The 19,244-nt window shown below is 73.2% G+C and carries 17 protein-coding genes and 1 pseudogene; 11 read left to right on the plus strand and 7 right to left on the minus strand.

The genetic code is table 11. The features are described 5' to 3' along the window. Positions 1–733, plus strand: a pseudogene (locus ACFE60_RS06925) (hypothetical protein); the annotation flags it as partial. Between the two features lie 15 nt (positions 734–748). Here ACFE60_RS06925 and ACFE60_RS06930 read toward each other — a convergent pair. Beyond that, positions 749–2,488 (minus strand): LLM class flavin-dependent oxidoreductase, encoded by a 1,740-nt coding sequence (locus ACFE60_RS06930; RefSeq protein ID WP_375388117.1) that lies wholly within the window; start codon positions 2,486–2,488, stop codon positions 749–751. 123 nt (positions 2,489–2,611) lie between these two features. Between ACFE60_RS06930 and ACFE60_RS06935 the strand changes: the two genes are divergently transcribed. Then, positions 2,612–3,157, plus strand: a complete 546-nt coding sequence (locus ACFE60_RS06935; RefSeq protein ID WP_375388118.1) for a hypothetical protein — start codon at positions 2,612–2,614, stop codon at positions 3,155–3,157. A gap of 6 nt (positions 3,158–3,163) precedes the next feature. On the opposite strand, the gene ACFE60_RS06940 is transcribed toward ACFE60_RS06935, so the two are convergent. The 5 genes from ACFE60_RS06940 to ACFE60_RS06960 form a co-directional block, all read right to left on the minus strand. Continuing rightward, entirely contained in the window at positions 3,164–4,534 is a 1,371-nt protein-coding gene (locus ACFE60_RS06940; RefSeq protein ID WP_375388119.1) for an NtaA/DmoA family FMN-dependent monooxygenase, read from the minus strand. Continuing rightward, complete coding sequence (locus ACFE60_RS06945) at positions 4,531–5,568, minus strand: LLM class flavin-dependent oxidoreductase (RefSeq protein WP_375388120.1); 1,038 nt, start codon at positions 5,566–5,568, stop codon at positions 4,531–4,533. The genes ACFE60_RS06940 and ACFE60_RS06945 overlap by 4 nt, the downstream gene beginning before the upstream one ends. Positions 5,569–5,581: 13 nt before the next feature. Next, positions 5,582–5,929 carry a carboxymuconolactone decarboxylase family protein gene (locus ACFE60_RS06950; RefSeq protein ID WP_375388121.1) on the minus strand — a complete coding sequence of 116 codons (348 nt, stop codon included), beginning with the start codon at positions 5,927–5,929 and terminating at the stop codon, positions 5,582–5,584. 78 nt (positions 5,930–6,007) lie between these two features. Further along, positions 6,008–7,180 (minus strand): MalY/PatB family protein, encoded by a 1,173-nt coding sequence (locus tag ACFE60_RS06955; protein ID WP_375388122.1) that lies wholly within the window; start codon positions 7,178–7,180, stop codon positions 6,008–6,010. Positions 7,181–7,535: 355 nt separating this feature from the next. Further along, positions 7,536–8,108, minus strand: a complete 573-nt coding sequence (locus ACFE60_RS06960; protein WP_375388123.1) for a flavin reductase family protein — start codon at positions 8,106–8,108, stop codon at positions 7,536–7,538. A 209-nt stretch (positions 8,109–8,317) separates the two neighbouring features. On the opposite strand from ACFE60_RS06960, the gene ACFE60_RS06965 reads away from it, so the two are divergent. From ACFE60_RS06965 to ACFE60_RS06980, 4 genes are read left to right on the plus strand one after another with little or no spacing between them, the layout of a single operon-like run. Then, entirely contained in the window at positions 8,318–9,871 is a 1,554-nt protein-coding gene (locus tag ACFE60_RS06965) for an ABC transporter substrate-binding protein (RefSeq protein WP_375388124.1), read from the plus strand. Positions 9,872–9,881: 10 nt separating this feature from the next. After that, positions 9,882–10,922: an ABC transporter permease gene (locus ACFE60_RS06970; protein ID WP_375388125.1), complete on the plus strand. Its 1,041-nt coding sequence runs from the start codon at positions 9,882–9,884 to the stop codon at positions 10,920–10,922. Next, a complete protein-coding gene (locus ACFE60_RS06975) occupies positions 10,919–11,830 on the plus strand; it encodes an ABC transporter permease (protein ID WP_375388126.1) in 912 nt (303 codons plus the stop codon). Before ACFE60_RS06970 ends, ACFE60_RS06975 begins: the two co-directional genes overlap by 4 nt. Beyond that, entirely contained in the window at positions 11,827–13,392 is a 1,566-nt protein-coding gene (locus tag ACFE60_RS06980; RefSeq protein ID WP_375388127.1) for an ATP-binding cassette domain-containing protein, read from the plus strand. Before ACFE60_RS06975 ends, ACFE60_RS06980 begins: the two co-directional genes overlap by 4 nt. A gap of 18 nt (positions 13,393–13,410) precedes the next feature. Here ACFE60_RS06980 and ACFE60_RS06985 read toward each other — a convergent pair whose 3' ends face one another. Further along, positions 13,411–14,253, minus strand: coding sequence for a DUF427 domain-containing protein (locus ACFE60_RS06985; protein ID WP_375388128.1), 843 nt, complete (start codon positions 14,251–14,253; stop codon positions 13,411–13,413). A gap of 119 nt (positions 14,254–14,372) precedes the next feature. On the opposite strand from ACFE60_RS06985, the gene ACFE60_RS06990 reads away from it, so the two are divergent. Genes ACFE60_RS06990 through ACFE60_RS07010 form a run of 5 tightly spaced genes read left to right on the plus strand, consistent with a single transcriptional unit; the run spans position 14,373 to position 19,238 of the window. Then, the gene (locus tag ACFE60_RS06990) at positions 14,373–14,516 is read left to right on the plus strand and encodes a hypothetical protein (RefSeq protein WP_375388129.1); all 144 of its coding nucleotides are present in this window, start codon (positions 14,373–14,375) and stop codon (positions 14,514–14,516) included. Positions 14,517–14,528: 12 nt separating this feature from the next. Beyond that, positions 14,529–15,851 (plus strand): NtaA/DmoA family FMN-dependent monooxygenase, encoded by a 1,323-nt coding sequence (locus ACFE60_RS06995; protein WP_375388130.1) that lies wholly within the window; start codon positions 14,529–14,531, stop codon positions 15,849–15,851. Beyond that, a complete protein-coding gene (locus ACFE60_RS07000) occupies positions 15,848–16,864 on the plus strand; it encodes an LLM class flavin-dependent oxidoreductase (RefSeq protein WP_375388131.1) in 1,017 nt (338 codons plus the stop codon). The genes ACFE60_RS06995 and ACFE60_RS07000 overlap by 4 nt, the downstream gene beginning before the upstream one ends. Beyond that, positions 16,861–17,922 carry an LLM class flavin-dependent oxidoreductase gene (locus ACFE60_RS07005; protein ID WP_375388132.1) on the plus strand — a complete coding sequence of 354 codons (1,062 nt, stop codon included), beginning with the start codon at positions 16,861–16,863 and terminating at the stop codon, positions 17,920–17,922. The genes ACFE60_RS07000 and ACFE60_RS07005 overlap by 4 nt, the downstream gene beginning before the upstream one ends. After that, on the plus strand, positions 17,919–19,238 hold the full coding sequence (locus tag ACFE60_RS07010) for an LLM class flavin-dependent oxidoreductase (protein ID WP_375388133.1): 1,320 nt from the start codon (positions 17,919–17,921) through the stop codon (positions 19,236–19,238). Before ACFE60_RS07005 ends, ACFE60_RS07010 begins: the two co-directional genes overlap by 4 nt. The last annotated feature ends 6 nt before the right edge of the window (positions 19,239–19,244 follow it).

Here is a 19,244-nt window from a genome sequence, read left to right on the forward strand (position 1 = left end):
CGACCGGCTGCACGTGCTCGTGTCGGGCGCCGACGGGCGGCATCGCACCGCCACCGTCCGGGCGGACGCGCCCGGTGTCGAGCTGCTGGACGACTGGGACGGCGTCGGGCAGCGGCTGACCACCTCCGGCACGGTCGTCCTCACCGGGGTGGAGGTGGACCCGGCCGACGTGCGCGAGGGCGAGGGGGCCGGCGGCAGGCAGGGGAACGTCGACGCGATCCTGCAGCTGAACCATCTCGCGACGCTCGCGGGGATCGCCGTCACCGTCCACGACGACGCCGTCGCCTGGCTGCGGGGGCGGACCCGGCACTACACGCACGCGTCCGCGGCGACACCGGACCACGACCCGCAGCTGCAGGAGCGCGTCGGCCGCATCGAGGGCATCGCGGGGACGGTCGTCGCCGCGGTGCGTGCCGCCGCGGCGGCGGTCGACCAGGACCTCGCGCGTCCCGCGGAGGGGCAGACGCTCGACGGCCACCTGCTCGTCACCCAGGCGCAGGTGGTGGTGCCGGGCCTCGTGCTCGAGGCGGCGCAGACGCTCTTCGACCTCGGTGGCGGCTCGCTCGTCGACGCCCGTCGCGGCTTCGACCGCCACTGGCGCAACGCGAGGACGCTGGCGAACCACAACCCCGCGCATCTGAAGGCGCGCGCCCTCGGCGCGCGGGCGCTGCTCGACGAGCCGCTGCCCGAGATCTGGTACGTCGGCACCCCGCCTGCGGCGACCGACGGCTGACGCCGCCTGCGCCGGTCAGGGCGAGCGGAACCGGTCGAGCAGGGTGCCGTCCGCGTACTCGGTGCGGAACAGCCCTCGCCGCTGCAGCTCCGGCACCACCTGGTCCACGAAGTCGACCAGGCCGGAGGGGAACAGGTCGAGCATCACGTTGAACCCGTCGGCAGCACCCGCCCGGAACCACGCCTCCATCGAGTCCGCGATCGCCTCAGGCGTCCCCGCGACGAACCGCTGGCCGTAGCCGCCGAAGTCGCGCAGCAGCGCACGGATCGTCGGCCGCTCGGTGCGGATCCTGCGGACCAGCACCCGCCGGTAGCCGGTCGACCAGCCCTTCCCCTCCTGCTCCGCGGCGTCGACCACCGCGGCCGGCACCGGCGCGTCGAGGTCCGCGTCGCCGAGGTCCGCGCCGAGCGCCTTCGACAGCTCGTTCAGGCTGTAGGTCGGCGGCGCCTGGTGCTCCCAGTGCTCGAACCGCTCCCACGCCTCCCGCTCCGTGCTGCCGATCACGATCGCGAGCCCCGGGTAGATCCGGACGGCGTCGGCGCCCCGGCCGGCGAGCACGGCCTGCTCGGCCACCTGGCGGCGGTGCAGCTGCGCCTCGGCGGGGTCGTGCTCGATCGAGAACACCGCGTCGGCGACCAGCCCCGCGAGCCGCTGCCCGGGCGCGGACCCGCCAGCCTGCAGCACGGCCGGCCGGCCCGGCACCCGGTCCGCCCCGGCCAGCGCGCCGTCGACTCGGACGAACCGCCCGCCGCGGTGGACCCCCTCGTCGCCCGCCGCCCAGAGGTCCAGCACGGCGCGGACGAACTCCTCCGCGCGGGCGTACCGCTCCTCGCGCTCCGGCAGCTCGGCGATGCCGAAGTTGCGGACCGCCTCGACGTCCCACGTCGTCACGGCGTTCCAGGCGAACCGTCCGCCGGTCGCGGCGTGCACCGCGGCGAGCGCGCTGATCCGGCCGAAGGTCTCGAGCGCGTGAAGCCCGGTGGCGACCCCACGCCGCTCCGAGTCGCCGACGAGTGCTGCGGCACGCTGTCGCGCCCCCTCCGCGATTCCCGCGAGCACCGCGAGCAGCGTCGCCTGCTGCCAGCCGCCGGTGCCCGGCCCGAAGTCCGAGAACGGGACGAGGTCGCCCTCGTCGACCGGGACGGTGTCGAGGATCGTCGTCCCGCTCGCGGTCGCGCGCTGGCCGAACCCGTCCCAGTCGTCGAGGATCGTGATGCCCGGCGCGGTCGCGGGCACGGCGACGACGACGTCGCGGCCGTCCTCGCCGACAGCGCTGTACTCGAGCCAGTCCGCGTACGCGCTGCCCGTCGAGTAGAACTTCCTGCCCGACAGCGTCAGCCGGCCGTCGAACCGTTCGAGCCGCGTCGTGAAGCGGGCCGCGCCGCTGCCGTCCGCCTCGCTCCAGCCGCCGCCGAGGATCGCGCCGTCCGCGATCCGGCGCAGCCAGCGGGTCCGCGTGGGCGACGCCGCGCTCGCGAGGTGGCGCTCGGTCGCGATCACATGGGTGCGCCAGCTCTGCGCGATGCCCGAGTCGGCGGCCGCGAGGCGGCGGATCGCATCGAGCAGCTGCGGCACGGACGCGCCGAGCCCGCCGTCGTCGACCGGCAGCCGCATCCGACCGAAGCCGGCCGAGCGGAGCGCCGCGAACGCGCGCCGCGGCAGGCTCCCGGTGCGGTCGCTGTCGACCGAGATCACGACCAGCTCCGCGAGGACCTCGTCGAACCCGGGGCCGAGGAGATCGCCGAGGTCGGGCACCGGCCGACAGTACCGACGCGCCCGCGCCGGTCTGCCCGCACGTTGAGAAGTGTGTCGACGGAGGCGGAGCGGACCGGTCGCGCTTCGTAGGCTGCCGCCCACCGACGACGGGAGCCGCGCACGATGACGGATCTGCGAAGCACCTGGCGGACGGCGCAGGAGGACCTGCCGTGGTCGGAGCGATCCGCGGAGGCGGTCCGGTCGGCCGTCCGGGGTGCGGGGCCCTGGGCGGCCGGCGACCGCGCCCGGCGGCTCGAGGCCGCACTCGCGCTCGCCGCGATCACCGACGCGGCCGCGCGCTCCTCGGCGCTGCAGACGAGGGCGCGGGAGCGCACGATCTGGTGGGGCAACACGGCGAGGTCGCGGGACGACCCGCAGCACCTGCGGCTGCTCGGGGAGCACGCCGGGCTCGCCGCAATCGCCGTCGCCGCGGCGGACGCGCTGCTCGCGGAGGCGGCCGCGGGCACGGCGCGGGACGAGGACCTCGACGCCGTCCTGCTCGGCCTCGACCGCGTCGCGGGGATCGCGGTGACCGCGATGTTCGACACCCTCGGCGCCTCCGCGACCGCTGCGGGCACCGGGCTGCACCGCCTGTGGCTCGCCTACCAGGAGGTGCTCGTCACGATCGACCCGGCGCCGCTCGCGGTGCGGGTCGGGCGGGAGGCGTGAGTCCGCTCAGCCGAGGTGCGCACCGCCGCGGTAGCGCCGCGCAGGATGGGTGTCCGGCAGCCGCGGGCCGCGACCGAACAGGCGCTCGCGCAGGGTGACGCCCTCGGCGTCGTCCGCTTCCGGCAGCCGGCCCCGGCGCCGGAGCACCGGGGTCACGTACCGGGCGAAGTCCCGCACGGTGTCGAACGAGTGGTACTGCCGCAGGTTGATCCCGTCGACGTCGTCGACGTCCAGCCAGTGCTCGATCCGGTCGGCGACCTGCTCGGGATCGCCGACGGCGAGGAACTCCTCCGTCCACGCCTCGTCGACGGCCGCCGTGTACTCGGCGACGGTGAGGCCGCGCAGCAGCGGGCGCACGGCGCCGAGGTCGCCGCCCTCCGCCGCCACCGCGTCCGCCACGATCGTGGACGGCGCGTGCTGCGTCGGGTCGAACACGGTGCTCGTGTGCACGAAGAGGCCGATCTCGCTGCGGAACGCGCGGTACGTCTCGAGCTTCGCGCGCGCCTCCGCCTCCGTCCCGGCGACGAACACGGCGGACTGCACGAGCACCTTCAACGAGTCCCGTTCGCGCCCGGCGGCGACCGCGGCGTCGCGGAACGCCTGGACCGTCGCGTGCACCGTGGCGCCCCACTGGATGGTGAAGACGAGCTCGGCGTGCTGCGCCGCGAGCGCGATGCCGACCGGGGAGGCGGTCGCCTGGAAGATCACCGGCGTGCGCTGCGGGCCGGGCTCGGACAGGTGCGGGCCGGCGACCGAGAACCGCGGGCCGACGTGGTCGATCCTGCGCACCTTCGCCGGATCGGTGTACACGCCGCGCGCCGCGTCGCGCTGGACCGCGTCGTCGTCCCACGACCCCTCCCACAGCTTGTAGACGACGTCGAGGTACTCCGCCGCGATCGCGTAGCGCTCGTCGTGCGGGATCTCCTCCGTGAGCCCGAAGCTCCGTGCGGCGTTCGGGAGGTAGGAGGTCACGACGTTCCAGCCCACCCGCCCCCGCGTGAGGTGGTCGAGGGTGCTCATCCGCCGCGCGAACGCGAACGGCGGCTCGTAGCTGGTCGAGAACGTCACCCCGAAGCCGAGCCGCTTCGTCACCGCCGCCATCACCGGGATGACGAGCAGCGGGTCGATGTTCGGCAGCTGCAGGCCCTCCCGCAGCGCGTCGTCGAAGCCGCCGCGGAACACGTCGTAGGCGCCGACGACGTCGGCGAGGAACACCGCGTCGAACCCGCCCTCCTCGAGCGCGACGGCGAGCTCCTGCCAGTACGCGATGTCGGTGTAGCGGTGCCGGTCGTTGCCGGGCAGCCGCCAGAGCCCGTGCGTGATGTGCGTCGGCGTGCCCATCTCGAACAGGTTGAGGAGCAGCCGCTTGCCCGTCACCGCGCCGCCCCGGCGGTGCGCACGAGCGGGATCACGTCGCGGGCCAGCCGCTCCAGCTCCTCCCGCTGCGGGGACGCCTGCAGCAGCAGGGTGTCGACGCCGGCGGCCTCGAACTCGAGGATCCGCTCGGCGACCTGTTCCGGGGTGCCGACCAGGCCGGGGCGCAGGCCGCGGTTGGAGACGGAGTAGTCGCGCAGGTCGGGCCGGTGCTCCAGCTGCGACTTGGCGATGAAGTCCTGGTACGACTCGTACGCGGGACCGGCGGACACGTCCGTGATGCGGCTCAGCTCGGCCTGCGCCTCCCGCTCGGTGTCGCGCACGATGACGTAGGCGGCCATCCCGAACGAGGAGAACGGCGCACCGCCGGCCGCCTCCCGCCGCTCCCGCATGTCCGCGACCTTGACGCGCAGCTCGTCGGGGGTGCCGCCGTGGGTGAGGTAGGCGTCGGCGAACCGGGTGATCGACGTCTTGCCCGCCTCGCTCTCGCCGCCGGCGTAGATCACCGGCAGCGGGTCGGGCTTCGGCTGCAGGTGCGCACCCTCGATCCGGTAGAACGCGCCGTCGAGGTCGAACCCGTCGCGGTTCCACAGGCCTCGGAGGATCGCGACGAACTCCTCCGTCCGCCGGTACCGGTCGTCGTGCGCCGAGAACACGCCGCCGTACTGGCGCGCCTCCTGCTCCCACCAGGCCGAGACGACGTTCAGGGTGAACCGGCCGCCGGAGATCCGGCCGATCGTCGCTGCCTGCTTCGCCGTCACCGCGGGCAGGTGGAACCCGGGACGCACGGCGGCCATGATCTCGATCCGTTCGGTGACCGCCGCGAGCGCGGCGGCGACCGCCCACGCCTCCAGGCTGGGGGCTGCGACGCCTTTGATGTCGTTGAGGTTCAGCTCGGGCACGAGCGTCACGTCGAACCCGTTCGCCTCCGCGAACCGGGCGAGCTCGGCGGCGTAGCCGAAGGACACGGGCATGCCCTCGTCCTCGACGTTGCGCAGCCAGCCGCCGAAGATCGGGGTCCAGTAGCCGAAGCGCATGCCCGTGCCCGGGTCAGTGGGCGTGCGCGTGCGCGCCGTCGGTCAGCTTGAACGCGAGCCGGCCGTGCGCGTACGAGGCGCCGGCGCGGAGGGCGGACGCGACCCAGGCGGCCTCGGCCAGCTCGGTCTCGGAGGCGCCCGCGGCGACCGCTGCGTTGCTGTGCGCGTCGATGCAGTACGTGCACTGGGTCGTGAGGGCGACGCCGAGCGCGATGAGCTCGCGGAACTTCAGCGGGATCTCGCGGCCCTCGGTCGCGAACACGGCCGAGTTGAAGTCGTTGAACGCGGACAGGATGTCCGGCGTCGTCCGCTTGTAGACGCGGGTGTACTGCTTGTCACTGCTGTCGAGGTAGGCGGTCATGACGGTGCACGGCTTTCTGTTCGGGGTTGTTCGTTCAGCCCGACGGGCGGACCGGGATGCTCCCGCCGCCGGGATCCCTCAAGCGACGGCGGTCGGGCGACGGGCTGCGGCGGCGGCCAGCGAGCCGACGATCTCCCGCAGGATCGGGGCGGGGGTGGCGAACACCAGCCGGACGAACCGGTCGTACCCGGTCCCGCAGCGCCCGCCGGCGGTGAGCGTCACCCCGGCCTCCGCACGGAAGAAGTCCGCGGGGTCGCCGGGCACGTCGAGGGCGGCGCAGTCGAGCCAGCCGATGTAGGTCGCCTCGGGCGCGATGTACTCGACCTGCGGCAGTGCCGCGTCGAGCAGCTCCGCGAGCAGCAGCCGGTTGCGGTCCAGGTAGGCGTTGACGTCCTGCAGCCACTCGCGCCCGTGCCGGTAGGCGGCGGTCGCCGCGAGCACACCGAGCGTCGACGGCTCGTGCAGGTGGTCGATGTCGTGCGCGCGGTACGACCGCTCGTGCTCGGGCGAGGACAGGATCAGCTGCGCGGCCTTCAGCCCGGGCACGTTCCAGGCCTTGGACGTGCTCGTGATGGTGACCGTGTGCGCCGCGGTGGCGTGGGAGAGCGCCGCGTAGGGGAGGTGCGGGCGGCCGAACCGGAGCGGCGCATGCACCTCGTCGGCGAGCACGAGCCCGTCGTGTCGCTCGACGACCGCGGCGACCGCCTCCAGCTCGGCGCGATCGAGCACCCGCCCGGTGGGGTTGTGCGGGTTGCAGAGCAGCAGCGTGCCGCCGCCGGCCGCGAACGCGTCGTCGATGCGGTCGAGGTCGAGCTCCCACCGGCCGGCGACGAGCCGGCCGGGCACCTCGATGATCCGGCGGCCGAGCAGGCCGGGCAGGGTGAGGAACGGCATGTAGGCCGGGGTCGGCACGATCACGGCGCTGCCGGGGCGGGAGAAGTTGCGGACGGCGATCTCGAGCCCGGACAGCACGTCCGTGATCGAGTGGATCCGCTCGACCTCGGGCCGCCACGCGTACTCGTCGGCGTACCAGTCGCTCGTCGCTGCGGCGACCTCTGCAGCGAGGGACGGCGTGAGGTACCCGAAGACCTGGTCCCGGACGCCGGCGAGCAGCGCCTCCTGCACGGCAGGGGCCGTGCCGAAGTCCATCTCGGCGACCCACGCCCCGATCGTGCCGGGGTCGAGGCTCCACTTCCGGCTCGTGCGCCGGTTCAGCTGCTCGCGACTGAGGCCGTCGAAGTCGGATACCATCGGCGCCTCCCTCCCGATCGCGACGCCGACCATCCAACCCCGGTCGTGCAGCCGGCACGGCTCGTGCTGTCACGCGCGGTAACCCGGGGCACGCCCGGCGCCGTCACCGTTCCGACACAGGCCGTCATGCAGACGCGGACGGATCGTCGCAGCACTACCGTGCGCTGCATGTCGGGAGACAGTGATCCGCGCACGTCGAGCCCTTCCGTGAACGAGGCCGTTCCCGCCGCGAGCGGTGCAGGAGCCCACCCGTACCCCGTGGCCGGGCTGCTGTGCGTGGGCGGAGGACTGCTGCCACCGGTCTTCGTCGCCGACCATCCGCGCCGCCAGGCGTAGCCGCCCGTCGCGGCGGGCGTCATGAGGCGCGCGAACGACCCTCCACCGGTTCCTGCAGCGACGCGAACGCGGACCGGTGCCAGACGAGCGGGAGGTGCTGGAAGTCGTCGCGGAGCGCGAGCACCCGCAGCACGATGATGTCGTGGTCTCCCGCCGGGTAGACGTGCTCGACGCTCGTCTCGAGCCAGATCGGGGCGCCGTGCAGGAACACCGCGCCGGTGGGGGAGACGGAGGTCTCCACGCCGTCGAACCGCCCTGCACGACTCGTCGACGCGAGCTGACGGGTCTTCTCCTCGTGCCGTTCCCCGAGCACGGACACCCCGAGGGTCCGAGCCTCGGCGAGGACGGGCCAGGAGGCGGAGGTGCGCTGGACCGCGAAGAGCACCAGTGGGGGATCCTGCGACACCCCGACGGTGAACGACGACGCGATGAGCACCGTCGGCGAACCGTCGATCTCGGCGGCGATCGCCGCGACGCCGGACGGGAAGCCCGAGAACACCCGACGCAGCGCGTCGGTGTCGCTGCCGTACGGGTCCAGGCGCACCTCGGCCCGCTCCGCTGCGCGCACCGTGCTGGTCCGTTCGATCCCCATGACGTCTCCCTTCGGCGCGGGGCACGGTAGCCCGAGGGCCGAGCGGCGCCGATGCCGGTTACCGACTGTGACGAGCGCCCGTTACCTCGCGTGACGGCAGGTTTCGGGACGTGTCATCGGATGTCCCGAACGCGGTCGATCGTGGGCAGGGTTCGTGGACCACACGCCCGATCCGCGACCACCAGTCGCCCGCTTCGAAGGACAGCAGCATGTCCAGGACCCGAGTCCGACCGCACGCCCTCGTCGCTGCCGCCGCAGCCGTCGCCCTCCTGCTCACCGGATGCTCCACCGCCGCCACCCCCGGCGGGTCCGGGACGTCGTCCAGCGGTGCAGCCGGCGGCACCTACCGGCTCGGGCTCACCGCGCCCGGCGGGAACATCGACCCGCTGACGACCGCCGACTACAACGCGATGTTCATCGTCGGCCTCGCCTCCGCCGGCCTCATCATCCAGAGCCCCACCGGGAAGCTGGAGCCGCAGCTCGCGACCTCGTGGAAGCCGTCGTCCGACGGGCTGACCTGGACGGTCGAGCTGCGGTCCGGTGCGAAGTTCTCCGACGGCTCCGCCGTCACCCCGGCCGACGTCGTCTCGTCGTTCGAGGCGATCATCGCCGAGAAGAGCCAGTCGCCCGCGAAGAGCTCCTTCGCCGGCGTCCTCAAGTCCGTCGCAGCAGGTGACGGGGACACGGTCGACTTCACGCTCGATCAGCCGTACCAGGACTTCCCCTACCTGCTCACCGGGGCGAACACCGCGATCCTGCCGAAGGGCACCGACACGGCCACCTGGATCAAGGATCCCGTCGGCGCCGGACAGTTCGTGGTGAAGCAGTACACCGCCGGGCAGGGCGTCACGTTCGTGAAGAACACGAACTACTGGGACGCGGCCAAGGTGGAGCTCGACGGCGTCGACGTGAAGTTCTACTCCGACGAGCAGTCGCAGCTGCTCGCCTTCCAGAGCGGTGAGACCGACCAGATCAGCCAGAGCCCGGCCGTCGCCGCCGCCCTGAACGACAGCAACTCGACGCTCACCTCGCAGGGGTGGACGAAGTACGACGGCCTCACCTTCAACACGACCAAGGCGCCGTTCGACGACGTGAAGGTCCGGCAGGCCGTCGCCTGGGCGCTCGACCGCAACGCCATCGTGAAGACCGTGTACGGCGGAGCCGCCCGCATCGGCAACGACGTCTCCACCTTCCCCGACTACGGGGTGCAGCCGACCGGCCTCACGCAGCGCAACCAGGATGCGGCGAAGGTCAAGGAGCTGCTGGGTGGCAAGACCGTCAGCTTCACCATCACCACCTACGACGGCGAGCAGGCCTACGCGGAGCTGATCCAGCAGCAGCTGCAGGCCGTCGGCGGGTTCAAGGTCACGCTGAAGGTCCAGACCGGCGCGCAGTACTACGGGGGCGACAACGACACGACCCCGTGGCTCAACGCCGACGCGACGGTCACCGACTGGGCGGAGCGGCTGCCGTCGCAGCTCATCGGGCTCTCCTACCAGACCGGCGCGATCTGGAACGCGGCGCACTACTCCAACACCGAGCTCGACGCGCTCGCGAAGCAGTACGAGCAGGCCGCCGACGCCGGCGAGCGGCAGACGATCGCCGACAAGATCGCCACGATCCAGTGGAACGACGTCCCGACGATCATCGCCGCGTTCAAGAAGAACGGCCTCTACCTCGGCAAGCAGGTGAAGGGCGCGTTCCAGAACGGCCAGCAGTTCAGCGGCGGCTTCGACTTCCGCGGTGTCACGGTGAGCCGATAGCCGTCCACGGATGACGTCCAGCGCCGGCACGGACCCGCGGACCTCCTCGGAGGCCCGCGGGTCCCGCTCGTCCACCGGCCGCGGGAGGCGGATCGCGCTCCTGCTCGCGCAGCGCATCGTGCAGATCCCGCTCGTGCTGCTGGCGGTCTCCGTGCTCACCTTCTGGCTGGTCCAGATCGTGCCGGGCGACCCCGGCCGGAACGCGCTCGGCCCCTACGCCACGGACGCGCAGGTCGCGGCGTGGGACGCGGACAACGGGCTGGCCGGACCGATCTGGGCGCGCTACCTCGGCTGGCTCGCCGGGTTCGTCACCGGCCACTGGGGCGAGAGCTTCGTGTACCAGACGGCCGACGCGCCACTCGTGCTCGGTTCCCTGGCGAACTCCGCACAGCTCGGCCTGGTCGCGTTCGTGCTCATGGTGCCGATCAGCGTCCTGCTCGGCACCATCCAGGCGTACCGGGAGGGACGCCGCAGCGATCGCGTCATCACGATCGGGCTGATGGCGATCTCGTCCATCCCCGAGTTCGTCGTCGGCGTGCTGCTGCTGCTGGTGTTCGCGGTCTGGATCCACGTCGTCCCGGTGCAGTCGGGGCTCGCGGCGACCGGCGACCCGGCGCAGCGGCTGCAGGCGCTGATCCTCCCGGCGGTGGTGCTGGCGGTCGCGTACCTCGCGGTGCTCACCCGCATGGTCCGCACCGGTACCTCCGGGGCGATCACCTCCCAGTACCACCGCACCGCTGTGCTGAAAGGCCTGGGCCCGGTCGCGATCGTGCTGCGGCACGTCGCGCGGAACGCGTTGGTGCCCACCCTGTCGCTGCTGGGGCTCTACTTCGGCGCCTTGCTCGGCGGCAGCGCGATCGTCGAGACCCTCTTCAACTACCCCGGGCTCGGCGCGCTGCTCGTCGTCGCCGCCGAGCGCAAGGACGCCCTGCTCCTGACCGACGGGGTGATGGTCACCGGCGCCGTCTCGCTGCTGACGCTCCTGCTCACCGACGTCTGCCTGATCCTCATGGATCCGCGGATCTCCTTCGAACGGACGGACCGGCGATGAGCGCGACGCGGACCGACGCCCGGACCGGGCTGGACGCCCCGGTCGCCGCGGCCGCCGAGCCGGGCGCCGCGCTGATCAGCGGCCGCCCGCCCGCCTCCGCCCGCCGGCGTGTGCGCGCGCTCCTCCGACGACCGACGTTCGTCGTCAGCGCGATCGTGATCGTCTGGTGGGTCGGCGCCGCGATCCTGTGGCCCGTCTTCGGGCTCGACCCGTTCGGGAACTCCGGCGCCGCGCTCGCCTCACCGGGACCGTCCCACCCGTTCGGCACCGACGCGCTGGGCCGGTCGATCCTGGCCCGCACCCTCGCCGGTGCCGACTCCGCGCTCGTCGTCGGGCCGTTCGGCTCGCTGCTCGCCACCGCGATCGGGACCGCGCTCGGCCTGCTCGCCGGCTACTTCCGCGGCTGGGTCGACACGGTGCTCATGCGGCTGTTCGACGTGCTCGTCGTGCTGCCGCCGCTCATCCTCCTCATCGTCGTCGCCGGCGCGTTCGGCACCAGCACGCCCGCGCTCGTCCTCATCGTCGGGTTCGTCTTCGCGCCCGGCATCGCGCGGATCATCCGGGCCGCCGTGCTCGCCGAGATGGGCAAGACCTACGTCACGACCGCCGCGCTGCAGGGCGAGCGGCACTGGCGGATCCTGCTCGGCGAGCTGCTGCCGAACGTGCTGCCCACCGTCATCATCCAGGCGACCCTGAGCCTGGCGTCCGCGATCTTCGTGACCGCGTCGCTGTCGTTCCTCGGGCTCGGCGCGCAGCCGCCGTCGCCCGACTGGGGCCTGCAGATCAACGAGAACCGCATCTACCTGCAGACCGCTCCGTGGACCGTGGTCGCCCCTGCGCTCGCGGTCGCGACCCTCGTCGTCGCCGTCCATCTGATCGCGGACAACATCAAGGAGGTCTGGCGATGACGCAGCCCCACGCCGCCGTCCGGGTGCGCGACCTGCGGGTCGCCTACCCGACCCGATCCGGACCGGTCGCCGCCGTCCGCGGCGTCTCGTTCGAGATCGCGCAGGGGGAGTCCTACGGCCTGGTGGGGGAGTCCGGTTCCGGCAAGACCACCGCCGCGATGTCGCTCACCCGGTACCTGCCCGACCGCACCGAGATCGCTGCGACCGCGCTCGAGGTCGGCGGCGTCGACGTGCTCGGCCTCGACGCCGGCGCGCTCCGACGCTTCCGGGCGAGCGGGCTTGCGGTGGTCTACCAGGAGCCCGGTCTCGCGCTGAACCCGACCCTGCCCGTCGGTGCGCAGGTCGCCGAGGTGCACCGGCTGCACGGCGCGTCCGTCGCGGAGGTGCGTCGCCGGACCGTCGAGGCCTTCGAGCAGGTCCGGCTGCCCGAGCCCGACGCGATCGGGCGCCGCTTCCCGCACGAGCTCTCCGGCGGCCAGCAGCAGCGGGTCGTGATCGCGATGGCGCTCGCCGCCGAGCCGCGGCTCCTCGTGCTCGACGAACCGACCACGGGCCTGGACTCCCGCGTCGAGGCGGAGATCATGGCGCTGCTCGACCGGCTGCGGGACGAGCTCGGGTTCGCGTCCGTCCTCATCAGCCACAACCTCCCGCTCGTCGCCGCGCACTGCGCCCGCGTCGGCGTCCTCGAGCGCGGGGTGCTCGTGGAGGAGGGGTCGGCCGCCGACGTGTTCCTCGCGCCCCGCCACCCGTACACGCAGACGCTGGTGGCCGCGCTGCCGGACCTCGCGACGGGACGCGCACCGGCGACTACCGCGCCACGAGCGGTTGCCGCGCCGAAGCCGGAGGGGCCGCTCGTGATCGCCGAGCGCCTGTCCAAGCGGTACGGGCACCGACTCGCGCTGGACGACGTCTCGCTCACCATCGGCCGCGGCGAGGTGCTCGGGCTGGTCGGCGAGTCCGGCAGCGGCAAGACGACGCTCGGCCGTGCGATCGCCGGCCTCGTCCGCCCGGACGGCGGCACGATCGGCATCGACGCGGATGCCCAGGGCATCCCGCCCGTGCAGGTCGTGTTCCAGAACCCGGACGCCTCGCTGAACCCTCGCCGCACCGTCCGCCGCGTCCTCGCGCGGTCGATCCGCCTGCTCAGCGGGCAGCAGAGCGTCGAGGAGCTCGCCGCGGGCGTCGGCATCGACGGGGACCTGCTCGACAAGCTGCCGCACCAGCTCTCCGGCGGGCAGAAGCAGCGCGTGGCGATCGCCCGCGCGTTCGCCGGCCGGGCGCCGCTGGTCGTCTGCGACGAACCGACGTCCGCGCTCGACGTGTCCGTGCAGCGCCAGGTGCTGGACCTGCTGGTCGAGCTGCAGGAGCGTACCGGGGTGTCGCTCCTCTTCATCTCCCACGACCTCGCCGTCGTCCGACGGCTGTCCCATCGGATCGGCGTGCTGCACGAGGGCCGGCTCGTCGAGCTGGACGACGCGGACCGCGTGTTCGAGCAGCCGCGCCACGCCTACACGGCGTCGCTCGTCGAAGCCGCGGTGTCGCTCCGGCGCCGCGCGGCCTGATCGCGGCGCCGGAGCGGCTCAGGCCCAGGTCTTCGGCGAGTCCACGTACGGGACGCCGTCGACGACGAGCTCCACCCGCTCGTTGTAGAACGCGATGCGGTCCCTGATCGCGGAGACCTGGTGGAACGGAGCGCTGTACGACCAGGCGATCTCCCGCTCCGGCGCCGAGGCGAGCGCCCAGTAGCGGTCCGCCTCGCCCTTGTACGGGCAGGTCGTCCGCAAGTCGATCGGCGTCAGCGCCTGCCACCGCACGTCGTCGGCGGGGAGGTAGAACCGTGCGGGCAGGCCGTGCTCGTAGAGCACCACCGCGGCCGACGACTCCGCGACCTGCTCCCCGTCGACCCGGACGACGACGTGCCGGCTCGTCGGGAGGACGTCGATCCGGCTGCCCGGATCCCGCGGGTGCGTGATGACCGGCTCGTCCTCCTCGAACCAGCCGTCGAGCACGCCGGTGTACCAGCTGACGCCGAGGTAGTGCTCGAGCCCCGGCACCGTCCACCGCCACGCGGCTGCGCGGATCCGCCGGTCGCCGAGGACCAGGTCGAACCACTCCACGTCCGGCGTCGACGGCCGCCACCGGCGCTCCTCCGGTGCCGAGCCCGGCACGAGGAGGTCGGTGCGGACGTGCGACTCGGGGAACCCGTACTCCGGCACCTTGTGGCCCGGCTCCCACACGAGGATCTGGTGCCGGCTGTCCACCACCGCGACGTCGCCGACGATGCCGCGCACCCACCGGCTGCTCGGCTCCCAGGTGAAGCGGTCCGGGTAGCGGGGGAAGCGGCGCGTCAGCAGCGCGCTCTCGTCGGGTGCATGGGGGATCTCCAGGACCGGTTCCGTCGTCGTCGTCGGGATGCTCGTCATGGCGTGACCGTAGGCAGACCGGTCGCGCCCCCGGGTTGTGTGACGCCGCGTTGCAGGGTCTGTGACGCCCGGTTTCGACGGTCGTTCGGCGATCGCGGGCCCCGATGCATCCTGACGCGGTGCCGATCGACCTCCGCTCGCGGATCGATCCTGTGCCGTACCGCCGCATCGGGCAGGAGGTCCCGCCGACCGCGTCCTCGGCGCTCGTGCACGCGCGGCTCACCACCGTGGCGGATCGCGCCCACGCCGCCCACGCCGCCTGACCGGAGGACCCGATGACCGACGAGCCGCAGGCCCACCTCACCGCCTTCCTCGCAGGGATCGGCTACCACGAGTCCGCGTGGAAGCTCGCCGACCCCGCGCAGCTGACGCCCGCCGCCGGCGTCGCCACGCTGATCGCCGGCGCGCAGACGGCCGAACGCGGCCTGTTCGACGCCGCCTTCTTCGCCGACTCACCCGGGCTCGAGCCCTTCCGCGCGCAGTACTTCCCCCAGCTCGGCTTCGACCCGCTCGGGCTGCTCGCCGCCCTCGCGACCGTCACGAGCCGGATCGGTCTCATCGCGACCGCCTCGACGACTTACTGCGCGCCGTACGACCTGGCACGACGGCTGTCGACGATCGATCACCTGTCCGGCGGCCGCGCCGGCTGGAACATCGTGACCACCCGGTACGCCGGGGCGGCCGGCAACTTCGGGTTCGCCGCCCACCCGCCGCACGACGAACGCTACGTCCGCGCCGAGGAGTTCGTGGACGTCATCACGCGCCTGTTCGACAGCTGGGACGAGGACGCCGTCGTCGCCGACCCGGCCGCCGGGGTCTGGGCGCGGCAGGACGGCATCCGACCCGTCGACTTCCACGGCCGGTTCTTCGACGTCGCTGGCGCGCTCGCCCTGCCGAGGTCGCCGCAGGGGCGCCCCGCCTACGCGCAGGCCGGCTCCTCCGGGCCCGGCGTCGAGCTCGCCGGGCACCGGGCCGACCTCGTGTTCACCGCACAGAGCAGCCCGGAGGCGTCTCGTGCGTTCCGGCGGCAGGTCCGCGACGCCGCCGTTCGGCACGGCCGGAACCCGTCCGACGTCCTCGTCCTCCCCGGCGTCGCGTACGTGCTCGGCTCCACGGAGGCCGAGGCGGAAGCGACCCGCGCCGCCCTCGAGGGCGCCGTCGACCCCGAGTTCCGCTGGCGGAACCTCGCGCACAACGCGAGCCTCGACTTCTCGAGGATCGACCCCGACCGCCCGCTCACAGAGGACGCCGTCACCGGCGATCGGACGAGCCGCACCGACGAGCTCCTCGCCCGCACCCGCGACACGGGCCGCACGTTCCTGCAGCTCGCCGAGGAGCTCACCGGGCTGCCCGGCGGGCTCGAGTTCACCGGCACCCCCGACCAGCTCGCGGATCTCATCGAGACCTGGGTCACCACCGGAGCCAGCGACGGCTTCACCGTGCAGCCGACCACGCTGCCCGACTCGCTCGACCGCTTCGTCGACCACGTCGTCCCGCTGCTGCAGGCTCGAGGGCTGCACCGGAGGGAGTACACGGCGACGACGCTGCGCGGCCACCTCCGGGACACGACCGACGAGGTCGCGGAGGTCGCCGCGTGAGCGTCCGGATCGGGATCCACTCCGACCTCCGCGAGCACGGCGACCAGGCGCAGGTCTACCGCGACGGCGTCGAGCTGTTCACCCTCGCCGACCGGCTCGGCTTCGACTCGGCATGGGTCCGCTCGTACCACTTCCGGCGCAAGGCGACCGGGTTCAGCTTCCCCGGCGGCATCCCGACCCCGTTCCCCTTCCTCGCCGCCGTCGCGGCGCGCACCTCACGGATCCGCCTCGGCACCGGCGTCGTCCCGCTGCCGCTCGAGAACCCCGTCCGCGTCGCCGAGGACGCCGCCGTACTCGACGCCCTCTCGTCGGGCCGCTTCGAGCTGGGCGTCTCGAACGGCGGGCAGCCCGTCATCGCCGACGCACTCGGCGTGCGGCTGGAGGGGGACCGGGCCGCGAAGAAGGCGGACCACCTCCACCGCCTGCAGCTCCTCGAGCGGGCCCTCGACGGCCACCCGCTGGGCGCCACCGACCAGCGCATCAACCCGCCCGCTCCCGGTCTGACCTCGCGCATCTGGGAGGCCGCGCTCACCGAGCAGACCGGCGCCGACGCCGCGCTCCGCGGCCACGGCGTGCTCGTCGGCACCACGCAGACCGTGCCCGCCGAGATCACCGCGGCCGCGTACCATGCCGCCCTGCCCGCCGGTACGACGCCGCGTGTCGGGATCGTCGTGCACCTGCACGTGGCCCGGTCGAAGGAGGCGGCGCTTGAAGCGCTCGCGCCCGACCTCGCGGCCGTCTACGACTGGGGGCGCGACTGGCTGCCTGCGGCGACGACCGTCGCCGAGCAGGCCGCGGGCGTGAACGTCCACTACGGCACGCCGGAGCAGATCGGGGCATCGCTGCTCGACTTCCCCGCCTACCCCCTCGCCACCGAGCTGCAGATCTCCGTCGCCTACGGCACGTCGTCGCACGCGCAGCGGGTCGACGCAGTCCATGCGGTCGTCGAGTCCATCGCGCCCGCGCTCGGCTGGGCTCCGGCAGCATCCGAGCGCGAGCCGGTGCCGGCATGACCGACCGCGTGCACGACCAGCCGCTCATCCTCTCCTCGTACGCGATCGTCGACGAGCGCGGCGACCAGGCACGCAACTACCGGGACGCGATCGGCCTGTTCCGCCGGGCCGAGCAGCTCGGCGTCGAGGGCGTCTGGGTCCGGCAGTTCCATCTCACGGACGGAGGCCGGGGCGGGCTGCCGTCCCCGTTCGTGCTCCTCGCCGCGCTCGCCGGGGCGACCACACGTCTCCGCCTCGGCACCGCGGCGATCACGCTGCCGCTCGAGACCCCGCTCCGCGTCGCCGAGGACGCTGCGGTCCTCGACGCCGTGTCCGGCGGTCGCGTCGAGCTGGGGCTCGCGAACGGCGGGTACCAGCCCGGCGTCCCAGAGCTGCTCGGCCATCCCGCGGCTGCCGACCCCGGCGAGCGGCGGGCCGCCTACCTCGCGCGGATCGACGAGGTCCTCGACGCCCTCGCGGGCCGGCCGCTCGCGGCAGGCGGGCTCCGGCTCAACCCGGCCGCGCCGGGGCTCACCGACCGCGTGTGGGAGGCGACCCTCTCCGCGCCCTCCGGGTTCGCGGCGGGCTCGCGTGGGCACGGCGTCCTGCTCGGCACCACCCAGACCACCCCGGCGGAGGTCACGGCCCGCGCCTACTACGTCGGGCTCGAGCAGTGCGCCGCTGACCGGTCCGGCGGATCGGGGACCGTCCCGCGGGTCGGCCTCGCCACGCTGATCTACCCGGCGGCGAGCCGCGAGGCCGCGCTCGCCGAGGCCGGCCCCGGCATCGAGGAGAAGTACGCCTGGGGGCGGGACTTCCTGCCCGCCGCGACGACGCTGGCCGAGAAGGCCGCGGCGATCAACCTCCACCACGGCACCTCGGAGCAGATCACCGAGTCGATCCTCGCCCAGCCGGCGCTGCCGTACGCGACGCAGCTGATGGTGCAGACCGAGCTGTTCTACGACACCTACGCCCATCGAGCCGACGCGCTCGAGCAGTTCACGACGGAGATCGCGCCCGCCCTCGGGTGGACGTCGACCCGGTCCTCCGACCCCGTCCCGACAGGAGCACGCGCATGACCAGGAAGCACCTCGTCCTCGCCCTCGGCCTCTTCTACCCGGGTGGGGAGCACGTCACCAGCTGGCGGCTGCCCGACGGGCAGCCGGAGCGGTTCCTCGACTTCGACTACTACCGCGAGCTCGCCCAGACCGCCGAGCGCGGTCGGTTCTCCTCGATCTTCCTGGCCGACGAGCTGTACGTCTGGGACCGCTTCTTCTCCGGCCTCGAGTCGACCGTCAACGAGCGCCTCGAGCCGTTCACCCTGCTCGGCGCCCTCTCCCAGGCGACCCGGCACATCGGTCTCGTCGCGACCGTCTCCACCACCTACAACGAGCCGTACCACGTCGCCCGGCGGCTGGCCACGCTCGACTTCCTGTCCGGCGGCCGCGCCGGATGGAACCTCGTCACCAGCGCCTCGGACGAGGAGGCCCGCAACTTCGGGCTCGAAGCGAATCTCGACCACACCGTCCGCTACCGCCGCGGCGGCGAGTTCGTCGAGGTCGTGAACGCGCTGCTCGACAGCTGGGACGAGGGCGCCGTGCTCGCCGACAAGGCGACCGGCCGCTACTCCGACGGCAACAAGGTGCGGCCGATCGACCACGACGGCGAGTTCTTCACCGTCCGCGGCCCGCTCAACATCTCGCGACCGCCGCAGCGGCGTCCCGCCCTGTTCCAGGCGGGCGCGTCGGAGGACGGCAAGCGGCTCGCCGCCGCGACCGCGGACGCGGTCTTCACCCTCGGCTCCGCGACGCTCGAAGGCGGCCAGGACCTGTACCGCGACTACAAGCAGCGCGTCGCCGCGGCCGGGCGGGAGCCCGATTCGCTCGCGGTGCTGCCGCTGCTCGCCCCGGTCATCGGTTCGACGGAAGCGGAGGCGCGGGCACGTGCCGACGCGATCCTCGAGCTGACGCCGGACCGCGTAGCGCTCGACCTCCTGTCGCACCGGCTGCAGACCGACCTGACCGACCACGACCCGGACGAGCTCTTCTCGTTCGACTTCGTCGACGCCTCGACGGTGCAGCAGTCGCAGTCCGCGTATGTCGCGATCCAGAAGCTGGTCGAGGGCAGGAGCCTCACGCTGCGGCAGGTGTACCAGTCGATCGCCGGTCGAGGGTTCGTGGTCGGCACGCCGGAGAAGGTCGCCGACCGCATCGAGGAGCGGTTCACGCAGGGCGCGGCCGACGGCTTCATCCTGATGGCCCCCGCCCTGCCGAGCGGCCTCGCCGACGTCGTCGACCACGTCGTGCCGCTGCTCACCGATCGCGGCATCTATCCGCGGGACTATGAAGGGCGCACGCTCCGTGAGCATCTCGGCGCATCCGCGGTGACAGTCTGATCCTCG

Origin of the sequence: uncultured Amnibacterium sp. (assembly GCF_964245895.1) — a bacterium.
Lineage (GTDB): Bacteria > Actinomycetota > Actinomycetes > Actinomycetales > Microbacteriaceae > Amnibacterium.